Annotated in this window: 17 protein-coding genes; 2 read left to right on the forward strand and 15 right to left on the reverse strand. The window is 73.6% G+C overall.

What is annotated here, in order from left to right; genetic code table 11:
• Positions 1-61 precede the first annotated feature (61 nt).
• On the forward strand, positions 62-1,072 hold the full coding sequence (locus ACQP0T_RS19505) for a polysaccharide deacetylase family protein (protein ID WP_433869378.1): 1,011 nt from the start codon (positions 62-64) through the stop codon (positions 1,070-1,072).
• Between the two features lie 13 nt (positions 1,073-1,085).
• On the opposite strand, the gene ACQP0T_RS19510 is transcribed toward ACQP0T_RS19505, so the two are convergent.
• Entirely contained in the window at positions 1,086-3,098 is a 2,013-nt protein-coding gene (locus ACQP0T_RS19510) for a primosomal protein N' (protein WP_433869379.1), read from the reverse strand.
• An 87-nt stretch (positions 3,099-3,185) separates the two neighbouring features.
• Here ACQP0T_RS19510 and ACQP0T_RS19515 point away from each other — a divergent pair, with 87 nt between their 5' ends.
• Positions 3,186-3,641 (forward strand): tRNA (cytidine(34)-2'-O)-methyltransferase, encoded by a 456-nt coding sequence (locus ACQP0T_RS19515; protein ID WP_433869380.1) that lies wholly within the window; start codon positions 3,186-3,188, stop codon positions 3,639-3,641.
• Between the two features lie 132 nt (positions 3,642-3,773).
• On the opposite strand, the gene metK is transcribed toward ACQP0T_RS19515, so the two are convergent.
• The 14 genes from metK to ACQP0T_RS19585 form a co-directional block, all read right to left on the reverse strand.
• Positions 3,774-4,985, reverse strand: a complete 1,212-nt coding sequence (gene metK, locus ACQP0T_RS19520) for a methionine adenosyltransferase (RefSeq protein WP_345362140.1) — start codon at positions 4,983-4,985, stop codon at positions 3,774-3,776.
• 68 nt (positions 4,986-5,053) lie between these two features.
• Complete coding sequence (gene coaBC / locus ACQP0T_RS19525; RefSeq protein WP_433869381.1) at positions 5,054-6,313, reverse strand: bifunctional phosphopantothenoylcysteine decarboxylase/phosphopantothenate--cysteine ligase CoaBC; 1,260 nt, start codon at positions 6,311-6,313, stop codon at positions 5,054-5,056.
• Complete coding sequence (rpoZ, locus tag ACQP0T_RS19530) at positions 6,310-6,603, reverse strand: DNA-directed RNA polymerase subunit omega (RefSeq protein ID WP_345362146.1); 294 nt, start codon at positions 6,601-6,603, stop codon at positions 6,310-6,312. Before rpoZ ends, coaBC begins: the two co-directional genes overlap by 4 nt.
• A 98-nt stretch (positions 6,604-6,701) precedes the next feature.
• Positions 6,702-7,304 carry a guanylate kinase gene (gmk, locus tag ACQP0T_RS19535; protein WP_433869382.1) on the reverse strand — a complete coding sequence of 201 codons (603 nt, stop codon included), beginning with the start codon at positions 7,302-7,304 and terminating at the stop codon, positions 6,702-6,704.
• Entirely contained in the window at positions 7,301-7,618 is a 318-nt protein-coding gene (mihF, locus tag ACQP0T_RS19540) for an integration host factor, actinobacterial type (protein WP_345362554.1), read from the reverse strand. Before mihF ends, gmk begins: the two co-directional genes overlap by 4 nt.
• A gap of 358 nt (positions 7,619-7,976) precedes the next feature.
• Positions 7,977-8,756 (reverse strand): ESX secretion-associated protein EspG, encoded by a 780-nt coding sequence (locus ACQP0T_RS19545; protein ID WP_433869383.1) that lies wholly within the window; start codon positions 8,754-8,756, stop codon positions 7,977-7,979.
• A gap of 70 nt (positions 8,757-8,826) precedes the next feature.
• A complete protein-coding gene (locus tag ACQP0T_RS19550; RefSeq protein WP_433869384.1) occupies positions 8,827-10,107 on the reverse strand; it encodes a hypothetical protein in 1,281 nt (426 codons plus the stop codon).
• 11 nt (positions 10,108-10,118) lie between these two features.
• A complete protein-coding gene (locus ACQP0T_RS19555) occupies positions 10,119-10,676 on the reverse strand; it encodes a DUF3558 domain-containing protein (protein WP_433869385.1) in 558 nt (185 codons plus the stop codon).
• Positions 10,666-11,175 (reverse strand): hypothetical protein, encoded by a 510-nt coding sequence (locus tag ACQP0T_RS19560; protein WP_433869386.1) that lies wholly within the window; start codon positions 11,173-11,175, stop codon positions 10,666-10,668. Before ACQP0T_RS19560 ends, ACQP0T_RS19555 begins: the two co-directional genes overlap by 11 nt.
• A gap of 283 nt (positions 11,176-11,458) precedes the next feature.
• Entirely contained in the window at positions 11,459-12,136 is a 678-nt protein-coding gene (locus ACQP0T_RS19565) for a hypothetical protein (protein WP_433869387.1), read from the reverse strand.
• 14 nt (positions 12,137-12,150) lie between these two features.
• Positions 12,151-12,849, reverse strand: coding sequence for a hypothetical protein (locus ACQP0T_RS19570; RefSeq protein ID WP_433869388.1), 699 nt, complete (start codon positions 12,847-12,849; stop codon positions 12,151-12,153).
• Positions 12,846-14,009 (reverse strand): WXG100 family type VII secretion target, encoded by a 1,164-nt coding sequence (locus tag ACQP0T_RS19575; protein ID WP_433869389.1) that lies wholly within the window; start codon positions 14,007-14,009, stop codon positions 12,846-12,848. The genes ACQP0T_RS19570 and ACQP0T_RS19575 overlap by 4 nt, the downstream gene beginning before the upstream one ends.
• A gap of 103 nt (positions 14,010-14,112) precedes the next feature.
• On the reverse strand, positions 14,113-14,622 hold the full coding sequence (locus tag ACQP0T_RS19580) for a YbaB/EbfC family nucleoid-associated protein (protein ID WP_433869390.1): 510 nt from the start codon (positions 14,620-14,622) through the stop codon (positions 14,113-14,115).
• A 102-nt stretch (positions 14,623-14,724) separates the two neighbouring features.
• Positions 14,725-15,270 carry a hypothetical protein gene (locus ACQP0T_RS19585; protein ID WP_433869391.1) on the reverse strand — a complete coding sequence of 182 codons (546 nt, stop codon included), beginning with the start codon at positions 15,268-15,270 and terminating at the stop codon, positions 14,725-14,727.
• Between the last annotated feature and the right edge of the window lie 28 nt (positions 15,271-15,298).

Here is a 15,298-nt window from a genome sequence, read left to right on the forward strand (position 1 = left end):
CGGGCGGATCAACCGGGTGGAGCATTCCCACTCCCGGCGCGGGCGCCTACCGTGGACGCCGATGCGCCCAGCAGCAGCGACCGTCCCGCTGGCCTTGGTCACCGCCCTGGTCCTGTCCTGTTCCGCGGCTCCCGGGACCGTCGCGCCACCTCCCGCTCCGCCGCCCGCCGCCCCACCGCCGGAACCCGCACGGCCGACGCCGGAATCGGTGCGCGCCAACGAACTCGGCGACGTCCCAGTCCTGATGTACCACCGGGTCACGCCCGAGCCGACCAGCGCGTACGACCGGACGCCCGCGGACTTCCGCGCCGAGCTGGAGCGGCTGGCCGCCGAGGGCTACGTCCCGGTGACCGCCACCGAGTACGCCACCGGGCGGATCGACATCCCGGCGGGCCGCCATCCCGTCGTGCTCACCTTCGACGACGGCTCCCCCACCCAGTTCGCCGTCGACGCCGCCGGGAACCCGTTGCCGGGCACGGCGATCGCCGTGCTGCGCGAGGTCGCCGCCGCCCACCCGGGCTTCCGCCCCGTCGCCACCTGCTACGTCGTCGACCCGCCGTTCGGCGAACCGGGCGGTGAGCGCACCCTCCGCGCGCTGCACGAGCTCGGCGTCGAGATCGGCAACCACACCGCCGGGCACCCGAACCTGGGCCGGCTCGGGGCCGCCGAGGTGCGGTCGGAGATCGCCGGGATGCAGCGGATCATCACCGACGCGGTGCCGGGGCTCGCCGTCCGGTCGCTGGCCCTGCCGCTCGGTGCGCGCCCGGACGATCCGGCGCTGGCCGTGGCGGGCGCGGCCGAGGGCACCGCGTACCGGCACGACAGCGTCATGCTCGTCGGTTCGAACCCCGCTCCGTCGCCGTGGGCGGCCGATTTCGACCCGGCCGCGGTGCCGCGCATCCGCTCGCAGGGACCGACCGGCCCGGAAGCCGAGTTCGGCTCGACGGCGTGGCTGGACGAACTGGCCGCCGATCCCGCCCGCCGCTACACCTCCGACGGCGACCCCGACCGGATCTCGGCACCCGCCGACGCCGCCGAACCCCGCCTCGACGTCGAGGTGCACCGGTACTGAACGCCCCACGCGGTCACAGCATCTCCAGCGGGTCCAGGCGCACCTGCAGCTCCGCCGCCTTCCGGGCGGCGCGGACCGCTTGGGCGTCGTGCAGCGACCGGGCCAGGGCGCGGCCCTCCCCGCGGTCGACCCGGACCAGGAGCCGCTCCCGCTCGGTGGCACCGTCCTCGTCCGGTTCACCCAGCGGCACCGGCCCCAGCACCTCCGCCGAAGCGGGCAGGTCGGCGACGTCGAGCAGCGACTCGATGGCCTCCGGGGTGCCGTCGACCGCGGCGACCCGCCGCGCGGGCGGGAACCCCAGCTCCGCGCGTTCGGCCAGCTCCAAGCCCGCGAACCAGCCCGGGTCCCAGCGGATCAGCGCCTGCACCGGCTGCAACTCCGAATCGGCCATGACGATCACCCGACCGCCCTCCCGGGCCGGGCGCACCAGCGCGGCGGCGGTGAACCACAACCGCAGCGCCGCCTCGGCCGCCCGCAGCTCCGGCCGGGCCAGCAGGGTCCGCCCGTCGAGCAGCAGCGCCGCGCCGTAGCCGCCCTCGGCGACCGGTTCGGCCCCCGGCGTCGCCACGATCAGCGCCGGCCGGGCGGGCACCGAGGACAGCACCTCACCGGCACCGGAGGTCCGCACCGGCACGCCGCTGAACGCCCGGCCGAGCTCCTCGGCGGTGCGACCGTGGCCGACGGCGACCGCGCGCAACCGCCGCGATCCGCAGGACGGGCAGCGGAACGCCGCCTCCGCCGCACCGCACCACCGGCACGCCGCCGGCCGGGGACCGTCGCCGTCGGTCCCGCCGGGCAGCGCCAGCGGTCCCGCGCAGCGGCGGCACCGGGCCTGTTCCCGGCAGTCCCCGCAGGCCAACGCGGGCACGTAGCCGCGCCGGGGGACCTGCACCAGCACCGGGGCGTCCGCCCCCAGGGCACCGCGCGCCGCCTCGAAGGCCATCGACGGCAACCGGGCCGCGCGGGCCGCCTCGTCCCGCGCGAGCTGCCAGTCCTCCCCGATCGCGGTCACCCGGGGCGCGGCCCCGCGCACCACCTCCCGGTCGGCGACCACCTCGTGCGCCCAGCCCGACTCCACCAGCAGCGCGGCCTCCGCGGTCCGGGCGAAACCGCCGACGACCAGGGCGGCCCCGGCGGCGTGCACGCGCTGGACGAGCACGTCGCGGGTGTGCGGGAACGGGGTCTGCGGGTAGCTGTGCAGATCGTCGCCGTCGTCCCAGACGACCGCCAGCCCGAGCGCGGGCACCGGTGCGAACATCGCCGCCCGGGTGCCGATGACCACCCGGGTGCCGCCGCGCAGGGCGGTCAGCCAACGGCGGTAGCGCTCCCCGGGGGCGAGCTCACCGGCCAGCGCCACCACCCCGTCGGCGCCGAGCAGGTCCGCGCACGCGTCGTGCAGGCGGCGCAGGTCGCGGTGATCGGGCACGACCAGCAGCGCGCCCCGGCCCGCCGCCGCCGTGGTGGCCGCGAGCTCGGCCAACCGGCGCGGCCAGTCCTCACCGGGCAGCGCCTGCCACACCGCGCGAGCGGACCGGCCCTCGTGCACGGCGTCGAGGAACGACGCGCCGTGCCGGTACCGCGACCACTCGCCCACCGGGCGCGGCGGCGGGGGCCCCGGCTCGGTCGTGACGGCCTTCTCCGCTTTCGCCACGCGCGGCGGCACCACCAGCCGGACCACGTCGGCGAGCATCCCGCCGTAGCGGGCGGCGACCGCCCGCGCCAGCGCGAGCAGGTCCGGGGTGAGCACCGGTTCGGCCGAGGGCACCCGTTCGAGCCAGGACAGCGCCCCGGCGAAGTCCGAGGTCTCGCGGCGTTCGAGCAGGAAACCGTCCACCAGCTTGCCCCGGAACCGGACCCGGACCCGGCAGCCGGGCACCGCGTCGGCGTCCAGCCGGTCGGGCACCAGGTAGTCGAACGGGCGGTCCAGGTGCACCGGCAGCGGCACGTCGACCAGCACGCGGGCCACCGGCAGGCGCTGCGCCGAAGTCCGCTCCTGGGGCGGGGTCCGCCCCCGTGCCGCTGCCATGGCCCCTTCTCTACCAGAATCCGCCGACCGCCCCGCGCGCACGCGCCCCGAGGCCCCCGGTGCGACCGCGCTGTGACAGGATTCCGGGTGTTTCACGTCGTCTTCTACCGTCCCGAGATCCCCGGCAACACCGGCAACGCGATCCGGATGGCGGCCGGTTCCGGCTGCGCGCTGCACCTGGTCGAACCGCTGGGCTTCTCCGTGGAGGACGCCAAGCTGCGCCGCGCCGGGCTCGACTACCACGACCTCGCCGCGCTGCACGTCCACCCGGACGTCGAGTCGGCGTGGCGGGCCATCCGCCCGGAGCGGACCTTCGCCTTCACCGCCCGCGCCGAGCGCTCCTACGAGGCGGTGCGGTACCGGGCCGGGGACGTGCTGCTGTTCGGCCCCGAATCGGTGGGCCTGCCCGAGGAGCTGATCGAGGCCGCGACCGAACCGGTGCGGATCCCGATGCGCACCGGGATCCGCTCGATGAACCTGGCCAACTCCGCCGCCGTCGCGGTCTACGAGGCGTGGCGGCAGATCGGCTTCACCACGGCCTGACCCCGGAACCACCGGCGGGCCACGACCGGCGGCCCCGCGTCCGCCGTCACCCGTTCGGGACGTGAGTGAGGGGCACCCTTGCCCCAGTTACTCGGGCAAGGGTGCCCCTCACCTGGTTCCAGACGTCGGGCCTCAGGCGCCTGCGATCGTCTTGAGGGCCTCGGCTCGGTCGGTGCGCTCCCACGGCAGGTCCACGTCGGCGCGGCCGAAGTGGCCGTAGGCCGCGGTCGGCGCGTAGATCGGGCGCAGCAGGTCCAGATCGCGGATGATGGCCGCCGGGCGCAGGTCGAAGACCTCGTTGATCGCCGCCTGGATCTTGACCGGGTCCACGTTCTCGGTCCCGAAGGTCTCCACGAACAGGCCCACCGGAGCCGCCTTGCCGATCGCGTACGCGACCTGCACCTCGATCCGGCCCGCCAGCCCCGCGGCCACCGCGTTCTTGGCCACCCAGCGCATCGCGTACGCCGCCGACCGGTCCACCTTCGACGGGTCCTTGCCGGAGAACGCGCCACCACCGTGCCGCGCCATCCCGCCGTAGGTGTCCACGATGATCTTCCGACCCGTCAGACCCGCATCACCCATCGGGCCCCCGACCACGAACCGGCCCGTCGGGTTCACCAGCGTGCGCACCCCGCCGGTGTCCAGGTCGAGCTCGCCGACCTCGGGGTCGATCACGTGCTGCCGGATGTCGTTGGCGAGCACGGCATCGAGGTCGACGTCGGCCGCGTGCTGGGTGGACAGCACCACGGTGTCCAGCCGCACCGGCTGGTCCCCGGCGTACTCGATGGTCACCTGGGTCTTGCCGTCCGGGCGCAGGTACGGCAGCTCGCCGTCCTTGCGCACCCGGGTCAGCCGCCGCGACAGCCGGTGCGCCAGCGCGATCGGCAGCGGCATGAACTCCGGCGTGTCGTCGCAGGCGTAGCCGAACATGAGGCCCTGGTCACCGGCGCCCTGCGAGGCGATCTCGTCGATCACGCCCTCGACCCGCGACTCGTGCGCGGTGTCCACGCCCTGCGCGATGTCCGGCGACTGCGACCCGATCGCGACGTTGACGCCGCAGGAGTTGCCGTCGAAGCCCTTCGCCGAGGAGTCGTAGCCGATCTCCAGGATCTTCTCCCGGACGATCGTCGGGATGTCGGCGTAGGCGTCGGTGGTCACCTCACCGGCCACGTGCACCTGGCCGGTGGTCACCAGCGTCTCCACCGCCACGCGGGACCGCGGGTCCTGGGCGAGCAGCGCGTCCAGGATCGAGTCGCTGATCGCGTCGCAGATCTTGTCCGGATGCCCTTCGGTCACCGACTCGCTGGTGAACAACCTGCGACCGGTGCGCGGATCCTGGCTCACGGCTCTCCCTGAGGTGTACGGCGGCAAGTGCGTGCGGCCATCCGGACGGATGGACCCGGGCGGACAGCCTACTGGTGGCCCAGCCGGGCGCTCACCGCGTCCCACACTGTGGCGGCCAGCAGCGACTTGGCGCCGAACGGGATCGGTGCCACCTGCCCGTCGTCGCCCAGCAGCCAGCCCGCGTTGTCCTCGACCTCGAAGGCGCGGCCGTCGCCCACGGCGTTGACCACCAGCAGCTCGCAGCCCTTGCGGGCGAGCTTGGCCCGCCCGTGGTCGAGCACCGAGGTGTCCGGGTCGCCGGTCTCGGCGGCGAACCCCACGATGAGCGGGACGTCGACCTCCCCGGCGTCGCGGGTGCGCACCAGCTCGGCGAGCACGTCCGGGTTGCGGGTCAGCGCCACCGGTTCCGGGTCGACGCCGGTCTTCTTGATCTTGTGCTCGGCCCGGTCGACCGGCCGGAAATCGGCGACCGCGGCGGCCATCACCACCGCGTCGGCGCCGTCGGCGCGGGTCAGCACCGCGTCCCGCAGCTCCGCCGCCGAACCCACCGGGACCAGCTCGACGCCCGCCGGGCGCACCAGGTCCGCGGTGTGCGCGGCCAGCAGCTCCACCTCGGCGCCGCGGTGCGCCGCCACCCTGGCCAGCGCGTAGCCCTGCCGACCGGAGGAGCGGTTGCCGAGGTAGCGCACCGGGTCCAGCGGCTCGCGGGTGCCCCCGGCCGAGACCACCACCCGGCGGCCCTCCAGGTCGCGGGGCAGCGCGGTGCGCTCGGCGAGCAGCAGCCGGGCGAGGTCGACGATCTCGGGCGGTTCGGGCATCCGGCCCTTGCCGGTGTCCGGGCCGGTCAGCCTGCCCCGGTCGGGTTCGGCGACCACCACGCCCCGCGAGCGCAGCAGCGCCACGTTGTCCCGCGTCGCCGGGTGCTCCCACATCTCGGTGTGCATCGCGGGGACGAGCAGGACCGGGCAGCGCGCCGTCAGCAGCGTCGAGGTGAGCAGGTCGTCGGCCCGGCCGTGGGCGGCCCGGGCGATGAGGTCCGCCGTCGCGGGGGCCACCACGACCAGGTCGGCCTCCTGGCCGAGCCGCACGTGCAGGACCTCGTCGACGTCGGAGAAGACCCCGGTGCGCACCGGGTGCCCGGAGAGGGCCTCGAACGTCGCGGCCCCGATGAAGTTCAGCGCCGCGTCGGTCGGCACCACCCGGACGTCGTGCCCGGACTCGGTCAACCGGCGCAGCACCTCGCAGGCCTTGAAGGCCGCGATACCACCACCGACGCCGAGGACCACCCGCGGTGGCGCGGCGCGGTCCTCGGGACGTCCGGAGGTCACTCGCCTTCGGTGTGCTCGAGCACGCCCGCGTGGATCTCGCGGAGCGCGATCGAGAGCGGCTTCTCCCGCGGACCCGGCTCCACCAGGGGGCCGACGTACTCCAGCAGGCCCTCACCGAGCTGCGCGTAGTAGTCGTTGATCTGCCGCGCGCGCTTGGCCGAGTAGATGACCAGGGCGTACTTCGAGCTGACCTGCTCCAGCAGGTCGTCGATCGGCGGGTAGGTGATGCCCTCGGTGGTGTTCGTCGACGGGCTGCTGTTGAGCGCAGCCAGCGCGCTGGGGGTGCTCACGTGGGTGGCTCCTGCTCCTGTGGATGACTGTTCCGGTGCGGCGGTGCCGCGAGCCCCTAGGGCCGACCGACGCGGTCGGCTCTAGGGCCCGCGTCGGCTCACCGCTGGGAACCGAGAATCAATCCTACCAATTCCTCGGCCGCGTTCCGCACGTCGGAGTTGACCACGGCCACGTCGAACTCCGGCTCGGCCGCCAGTTCCGCCCGCGCCGTGTCCAGCCGCGCCCGCAGCACCTCGGGATCCTCGGTCCCGCGACCGGTCAGCCGCTCCACCAGCTCGTCCCAGGACGGCGGGAGCAGCATGACCAGCTGCGCCTCGGGCATGCTCGCGCGGACCTGCCGGGCGCCTTGCAGTTCGATCTCCAGCAGCGCGGGCAGCCCCTCGGCCAGCGCCCGCTCCACCGGCTCGCGCGGCGTGCCGTAGCGGTTGCCCGCGTACCGGGCGTGCTCCAGCATCTCGCCCGCGGCGATCTTGCGCTCGAACTCCTCGGCACTGACGAAGTGGTAGTGCACGCCGTCGATCTCACCGGCGCGCGGGGCGCGGGTGGTCATCGAGACGCTGAAGTACACCTCGGGCGCCTGCGCGCGCACCTCGGCGAGGACGCTGGACTTGCCGACGCCGGAAGGCCCGGAAACGACGGTGAGCCGAGGCTCGGCCACGGAGGCCTGCCTCGGCTCAGCGCCGGCTCGTGCGTCGATCACTCGCCGCTGAACTCGGCGAGCAGCGCCTTGCGCTGACGCTCACCCAGCCCGCGCAGCCGACGGCTGTTGGCGATCTCCAAGCGCTCCATGATCTGCTGCGCCCGCACCTTGCCAACGCCGGGGAGGGCTTCCAGCAGGGCCGAGACCTTCATCTTGCCGAAGACCTCGTCCTTGTCGGCGGTGTCCAGGACCTCCGCCAGCGTGGTTCCACCTCGCTTGAGGCGCTCCTTGAGCTCAGCTCGGGCGCGACGGGCGGCAGCCGCCTTTTCCAGAGCTGCTGCCCGCTGCTCCTCGGTCAGCTGGGGAAGGGCCACCATGTCCTCCGTGATGTGGGGTTTCTCTTGATCGGTGCGGCGACGGTACCGACTCGGCCCGACGGCCCCCCAACGGGGTCCGGTTTTCGTGAGCGGGATTCACCCGCACCGCCGCGCAGGCCCTTCGGGAAGCGCCCGTACAAGGGGTGCACGAGCGCGGGGCCGCTGCCAGTCCTATCAACAAAGCCGCTGAAGTGCACCAATCTCGGCCAAAGTTCTTCGAATGTGTCCGATTTCCGGTCGTTGAGCCACGCCGGTGTCATCCTCGCAGGTCACGACGGGGTGAAAAGTCTCGCACCGGCGAAGTGATCAAGAACTCGCCAACCTTCCGCATCACGGAACCCCGGGTGCTCCACGACTACCGCGGGAGGGTCTTGAGCAGGTCCTGGATCCGGCCGGCCATCCGCTGCTTGTCGATCGGCGCGATGGTGGTCCACGCCTCGCCGCTGCGGGTGCTGTTCTCGAACAGGTACCAGCCCCGGGCGTTGGCGAAGCAGTGGGTCACCATCGGCGCCCGCTGCCGCTTGCCGCCGCCGTCCATCACCGCCGCCCCGACCTGCGCGAACGCCAGGCGCGGACCGCCCGCCATCGCCACCAGCGACCGCGCGTCCTCGCGGCGCACGCCCATCCTGGTCAGGCCCTCGGTCATCGCGCGGTCGTCCGAGCCCGCCTGGGAGGCCGCGTGCTCCACCGCCGCGCTGCGCACCGACACGCCCCGCCCGGGCCCCGGTCGCACCTCGGGCAGCACGCCGAGCAGCGCGCGCACCGCCGAGTCCGCGGGCACCGCGGCCAGCCGGACACCGCCGTCGGCCCGCACGGCGAGGGTGGCGCGGGTCCGCGCGACGGCCACCAGCCCGGTCATGGCGCGCTGCTCCCCCGACGGCGCGCTCTCCCGGAAGGTGAGGTCGAAGGCCTGCTCGTAGCGGTGCAGCGGCAGCAGGACGCCGTGCACGTCGTCCTCCCGCACCTCGTCGCCGAAGCCGGCGCGGCGCAGCTCCTCCCAGGCCCGCTGCTCGGCGGCGCGGCGCTCGCCCTGCAGCACGCCCTCCGGGAGCACGTTGAGCACCAACGGCTTCGTCCCCAGCCCGAAGTGCTTCCACGCCTGGTGGAATGCCTGTTCCGACAGTTCGAGTTTCACGGATGCTCCCCAGTCGACAAGCGCGGGCGGCACCGGACAACCGATGCCGCCCGCGATCACCACACCTCGATCAGCGCTGGTCCCAATCCCCGAACACCGGCGGGGCCACCTTCGTCTCCTCGTCGAAGAAGCCGTGGTCGCCCTTCAGGTACTCGGGGGTCTCGTGCTCCTGGTCCTCCTCGCCCTGCCGGCCCTGCGGACGCGCACCGGCACCGGCCATCCCGGCACCACCGCGACCACCCGCACCCCCGGCACCGCCGGACGAGCCGGTCCCGCCGGTCGCTCCGGCACCGGCCGACCCGCCGACCCCGCTGGCCCCGCCCGGCCCGAGCGGAGCGCGCCCGGCACCGGCCCCACCGGCGCCCGCACCCCCGCGCGCGCCGAGACCGCCACCGGCGCCCCCGCGACCGCCGCCGGCCCCGGACCCCGCACCGGGGCGCCCGGCACCGGCACCACCGCCGGACCTGCCAGGGCCACCGCGGCCGCCCGGACCGACGTACCCGGGCGAGCCCGGACCGCCGGGCGACCCCGGGCCGGGGCCGGGAGTGCGCCCGTCCGGACCGGGAGTCGGCGGCCGGGGCGTGTTCCACTCCGGCCGGGTCGGATCCGGCCGACCCGGCAGCGGGACCCCCGGTCCGCCGGGCGTGCCCGGGGAACCGGGCGAGCCGGGACCAGGGCCCGGGGTCGGCCCGACGCCCGGTCCGGTACCGCCACCCGGACCGGCCCACTGGCTGCCGGTCTGCGCAGGCGCCTGGTACAGCTGGCCGACCTGCTGGTGCTGCCCGCCCTCGACCGCGACGCTGGCGCCGCCCTGCGGCGGCGGGGTGAACACCGCGCTCGCCGCGACGTTGCTCTGCGAAGCGTTGTCGTAGGCGTTGAACGCCGTCACCGCCTCCTGGCGCAGCTTCTCGTTGTGCGCCTTGGCGTCCTCGGCGTCGGTGGAGCCGGTCCACATGGTGTCCCAGGTCTCCTCGATCCACATGTCGTCCGGGACGGCCTGCTCCTCGCCCGCCTTCGGGATCGACGACTGCACCTTCGAGAACGCCTCGCCCTGGTCCTGCATCCGCAACGACTGCGCCTGGGCGTTGTCGGCCGCGACCTCGGTCCACAACACCACCGGCATGGAGGCGTCCTGCATCGCCTCACCGGACCGGGACTGCATCACGGCCCCGACCTGCTTCAGCTTCTCGCTGACCTGCGAAGCGACTTCGCGGAGGTATTCGTCCTCCTTCTTCCACTGGTCAGCCTTGTCGTACAGGCCCTGGGGTGAGCCGTTCTGCACCCAGCCCCGCATTTGGGCGAGCGAAACCCCGTCGAACTGCGTGGGTTCGATATCTCTCGGACTGGTCATCCGATGCCCCCTCAAGCATTGGGAAGGTTGGCGATCGCCGCCTCCGCGACGCGCGTCGCGGCATCGCATCCGCTGCCCACCTCGGGATCGGCCCCGGGACGGACGATGGCGTTGACGAACAGCGAACCCGAGTCGGAGACGTCGATCGACAGCAAGCAGCCGGAACCGTTGTCGACCTGGGCGGTCGGGTAACCCCCGAGATCGCCCTGGACAGCTCCCCGCCCGGCGGCGAGGAAGTCCCGCATGGTCCGCTGATCGGCAGCCACGAAGGCGCCCCACCCCGGCGAACCCGGTTCGCCCGCCTCGAACTGGCACCCGGGAACGCCCTGCGATTCGCGCGCGCGGGGCTGCTGGTCGAATCCCAAGGCGCTGAGCTGGTCGGGGGTCAACAGCGAACACTGGTCCGCCACGGCCACCGACTTCGCCGGAGCCGTGCGGGCCGGTCCCTCGGCGGTGGGCTCCGGCGCCGGTGTGCCGGTCCGCTCCGGCAGGGCCCCGTCGGCGCCCGAGCCGCATCCCGCGAGCAGAAAACCGGCGAGCACCGCGCTGACGGCCAGACTACTGCGCAAGATTGCCTCCAAAGCTGTCCGCGGCGTCTTGGTCGTTCGTCCGGACCTGCGCCGCGCTCGCCCGCAGGTTGGCAGCCGTGTTGGTGAACACCTCGGCGAGCTTGATGTAGTTCTCGTAGTAGGCGTTGCTGTCCCCGGCGCCGACCTTCCCGTAGGCGTCGACGACCTGGGAGCTGACCGGGTCCGTTCCCGGCGCGGAGACGTAGGCGAGCATCTGCACGTCGTAGGAGCGGTCGTTCATCTCCGTGGCCTTGGACTCGAAGAAGCGCGCCAGCTCGTCGACCTGGTCCGGTTCCACCCGCATCGCCGAACCGGCGTTGATCGCGCTGGCGAGCTCGGCCTTGCGCGCCGCACCGGCCACGATCCGCCCGACCTGGGCGACGTTCTCCAGCACCCCGCCCAGGAAGGCGTCCGAGGCATCGGGCGCCATGGCGCTGTCGATCCGTGCCTGGTCGATCGCGTCCAGTTCGACCTGGTTCTCCCCCTCAGGCGCACTCACCGCTGAACTCCCCTCGTCCGCGCGCCACCGCTGATCACCCGCAGTGGCCGATCGGATACCGTCGACGCACAACATAGCGTGCGTCACACCACGGTCGGGGCGGTTTGCCGGACTCGCGAAGATGACGAAAGGGTGACGCCGGGGTTCAGCCGTCAGCGCGGCGCGGCCCGCTCAGCCGAGGAAACCGGCGTACCGGACCGGCCGTCCACCGGTGCTCAGGCGCGAGGAGCACGTCCAGCGGCAGGACCGCCCGGCGCCACGGGCACCCACCGCGCCGACATCGTCATCGGAGGTTCTGCCGGATCGTGTCGACCCGCTGCTGCGCCCGCGGTGCCCTGACCTCCAGACTCGACCCGTCGGCGAAGGTCACGCGCAGGAACCACACCGGGTATCCGCCGCGACCCCTGGGCACCGCGACGAGTTCGCGCGCCTGGCCGAGGGCGAAGTCGGCACCGCTGGTGACCGGGTTCTCGCCATCACCGGCGAACACCCCGCGCACCGCCGAGCGCGCGGCACCGAGCAACGAGAAACCACCCTCCGAGGCCGATTCCGCCGGTGGCGCGGACTCGAGGTCGTCGGTCGCGACGACCACCCCGACGCGGTGGCTGGTGAACGCGAGAAAGCTCGCCGAGCCCCAGGCGGTCAAGTCGTCGGCGAACCGGATCGCCGTCTCCCCCGGCGCCCCGGCCAGGGCCCACGCCCACGCTCCCGGATCGTGCACGAACTCGTCCCCGAGGAAGGCGCCGTCGCGCAGCGCGGCGATCGGTTCCGGCCCGGCCCTGCGCTGGTCGGCCGCCCGCGGGATCGAAGGTTCCGCCTCGTGCGGCACCCGGGTGCTCCCGCCCACCGTGGACACCACGTAGCCCGCGCGCTCCTCGGCTCCGAAGACGTAGACGACCTGCTCATCGGGTTCCGCCCAGTGCTTCACCAGGAGCTTGACCATCGACGACGTGCTGCGCACCGTCCCACCACCCATCACGCCTGCCCGCGGCTCATCGCCACGAGCCTGTGCACGTCCGACTCCGCCGCCGACGGCGCCAGCTCCAGCGCCGAGCCGTCGGTGAACCGCGTGACCAGGAAGCAGGTCCGGCCCCCGCCGTATTGCCTGCCGAGGGCGCGCCGACCGGGCTCGAAGCCTGCGATGGCCGAGCGCGGCCGTTCCACCCACGGCTCCAGCGCGGGCCCGGGTGCTCCGCGTTCCGCGCTCCCCGGTCCGTCCTCCGGCGCCGAGCCGCCGAGGAGGCCGGCACCCGCGCGCCTCGCCCGGTCCAGCAGGGAACCTCCCCGGTCCTCGGCCGGGGCCCGTTCGCAGACCCCGACCAGCGCGAGACGTCGATCGGTGAGCACCCACACCGCACGTCCACCGCGCTCGCGGTGGGCGTCGACGAGCGCGGCCGCGGTGCACTCCGGCCCGGCGCCCGTGACGACACCCGCCGGGGCGTTCCGGTAGGCCGGTCCGCTGTCGCCCGAGACCGCGTCGGCGGCTTCGACGAGCGCACCGCCGACGGCGCGTCCAGCGCCCCGAGCGAGCCGGGCCGCCATCCCGTGCTGCGGATTTCCCGCCCCGTCCCGGCCGGACACCTCGAACAGGTACTGCCCCGAGGCAGCGATCACCCAGGCCAGCGGTTCGCCGGGCTGCGCCCACGAATGCCGGAGCGCCAGCACTTCGATCACGAGAAACCCCGTTCCTGAGCGTTCTGCCGCTCGTCCTGGCCCGGTTCACCGGTCGCGACGGATTCGCCCGTCCCGTAGGCGATGTCGGCCCCCTGGCCGATCGCCGCGTCGGTGGCCTGCGTCATCCCGGCCTCGAAAATCGCCCCGCCCCAGCGCATCTGCCCGCCGAGGGCGCCGGAGAGGAAACGCTGGGAAAGATTGCCCGCGAGAGCCTCGGCACCGGTGCTGCCCTGCAGGAAGCGACTGCTGGCAGTCGTCGCCAGGTCCTCGTTCGCCCTGGTGAGCGTGTTGAACACCGGATTGGCGTCCAACCTGCGCCCGACGAACTGGGCGACCTGGCCGCCGTTGCGCAGTCCGTTCGCCTGGTCGATGACGGACCGGAGCCTGCCGACCTGGCGGATGTTCTTCAGCAGGTCCTCCATGCGCTGGACCAGCTTGGCGAGCTGCATCTGGAGCTTGGAGACGCGCATCGTGATGCGCATCCCGGTGGAACCGACCTGGACGGTCGTGGTGGTACCGGCGGTGGCGACCGAGGCGCCTGCGGTGATCCAGGAGGCGGCGAGGGCCGCGAGCCACTGCACGATGAGGCCGATGACCAGCTCGGTGATGATCTGGATGACGAACTCGACGAACATGTCGAAGATGTCGGCGATCATGTCCAGGGTGCCCTTGAGGTCCCGGACGTCGGCTGCCAGCGCGGTGACGCCGTCGCCGAACTCGGTCATCTGCTTGCGGAACGCGTCGCCATCGGCGCCCTGCCAGCCCGCCGCGGTGGCCTCGGCACGCCGCTTCTCCTGCTCGCCGACCTCGTCGAGCCAGGTGGCCACCTGCTCCCAGCCCTCGCCGGTGGAGCGCATCTGCTCCGGGTCGCCGATCGCGTACTCGGCGATCTCGATGAGCGGGCTCAGCACGATCGACACCAGGAAGCCGAGCCCGTTGCTCATCAACGATTGCCCGGGGCTGGACAGCAGTTCGAGCTGCTCCATCCGGGCCGAGACCACCGCCGCGCCCCATTCCGGGGGCGAGGAGGCGTCGGCGAGGTCCTGTGCCGCGCCGACCGCCGAGGAGCCGCGCCCCGCCGCCTGCTCGAACCAGTTCTTCGACTCGCCGTCACCCTCGTTGAGCGCCTGGAAATCCCCCGGGCCCGTCGGTGCCGTCATCCCCCTGCCTCCCGCGATCCGTCGTTCTGCCACCGGTCGTGCGCGCTCCGCCACGGGCCACCATGTCACTTCGGCCACCGCGGGGACGTCGGTTCCCGGTGGATCAGCGCAGGAAGGACTCGTCGGAGAAGTCGTCGTCCTCGGGTTCGGCGTCCGGCTTGGGGCGCGGGGGTGCGGCGGCGGCCGGTCCGGGCTGCGGGGCCGCGGGCGGCGGCTCCGGGGCGGGGTTGTCCTGGTCGTCGGCCGGTTGCGGCTTGATCGCGACGCCTTCGACGTTGAACGCCTGCTGGAACTGGTCGAACCGGTCGCCCAGGATCGGGGCGACGGTCTCGTTGAGCTGCTCGGCCGCGCTCGCGGTGGCCTCCCGGACGGTGGCCATGATGGTCTGCTGGAGCTCGGCGGCCGAGTGCCGGACGGCGCCGGGGGTCAGCCGCAGGTCGAGCAGCGCACCCGACGGGGCGACGGTCACCGTCACCGACCGGTCCGGGCTGCTCGCCGTGCCCTGCAAGCCCTGCATCGCTTCCTGCAGCTCATCGGCCTTGGCGGCCTGCTCCTCGAACTTGCGCATCATCTCCTGGATGCGCTCGGACGCCCCGCTCACGGACTCCCCCATTCGGCCTACGGTGCTTCGGTCGCACCGAACAGTAGCGGACGGCTCGGCGGCGCTGGGGCCGATTCGGGGCATCGGAGCGGCCGTTCACGACCGCCCGCTAGCTCACGACCGGCCGTACAACTGCGCCGTTCTCCGGTTGGAGTGCTGGACGCGCCGGGAGAGCTGGGCCACGACGACCAGGAAGAGCACGCCTGAGGCGCCGAACAGCCAGCCCATCGCGTGGAGCCCCGTCTCGGAATACCGCTCCGGGAGCAGGACCACGGCCGGGTGGGTGCAGCGGACCTCGGCGCCGCCGCTGAACCAGGCGCGCTCCGGGTCCGGCAGGCGCGCGCTGCGCAGGCTGGTCGTGTGCGGGGCGTAGGTGGTGAGCGAACGGGTCTGCCCGGAATCCGGGATCACCTCGCAGGTGACGAAACCGTCCTCGTGCGCCGTGGTCAAGCCGAACCGGTCGCCGGTCTCCAGCTCGACGCGCGCGGTCCGCTCCACCGCCACGGTGCCCAGCCCCAGCGCCCCGCTCCAGATCGCCCACTCCAGGGCGATGACGGCGTACACGCCCGTCACCAGCCAGGTCACCAGCATCAGCACCAGCCAGCGCAGCACGCGCGGGGGCTTGGGCGGTCGCGCCTCGACCCGTTCCGCTGCGGTCACGCCGGCCACCGTAGCCGCCGGACGCCGC

Origin of the sequence: Saccharopolyspora sp. CA-218241, assembly GCF_050954615.1 — a bacterium.
GTDB lineage: Bacteria > Actinomycetota > Actinomycetes > Mycobacteriales > Pseudonocardiaceae > Saccharopolyspora > Saccharopolyspora cebuensis.

Coding starts and splice junctions, on each gene's coding strand:
- ACQP0T_RS19510 (WP_433869379.1), bottom strand. CDS start 3,098: ATGGCAGCGGCACGGGGGCGGACCCCGCCCCAGGAGCGGACTTCGGCG.
- ACQP0T_RS19575 (WP_433869389.1), bottom strand. CDS start 14,009: ATGACGGCACCGACGGGCCCGGGGGATTTCCAGGCGCTCAACGAGGGT.
- ACQP0T_RS19505 (WP_433869378.1), top strand. CDS start 62: ATGCGCCCAGCAGCAGCGACCGTCCCGCTGGCCTTGGTCACCGCCCTG.
- ACQP0T_RS19580 (WP_433869390.1), bottom strand. CDS start 14,622: ATGGGGGAGTCCGTGAGCGGGGCGTCCGAGCGCATCCAGGAGATGATG.
- ACQP0T_RS19550 (WP_433869384.1), bottom strand. CDS start 10,107: ATGACCAGTCCGAGAGATATCGAACCCACGCAGTTCGACGGGGTTTCG.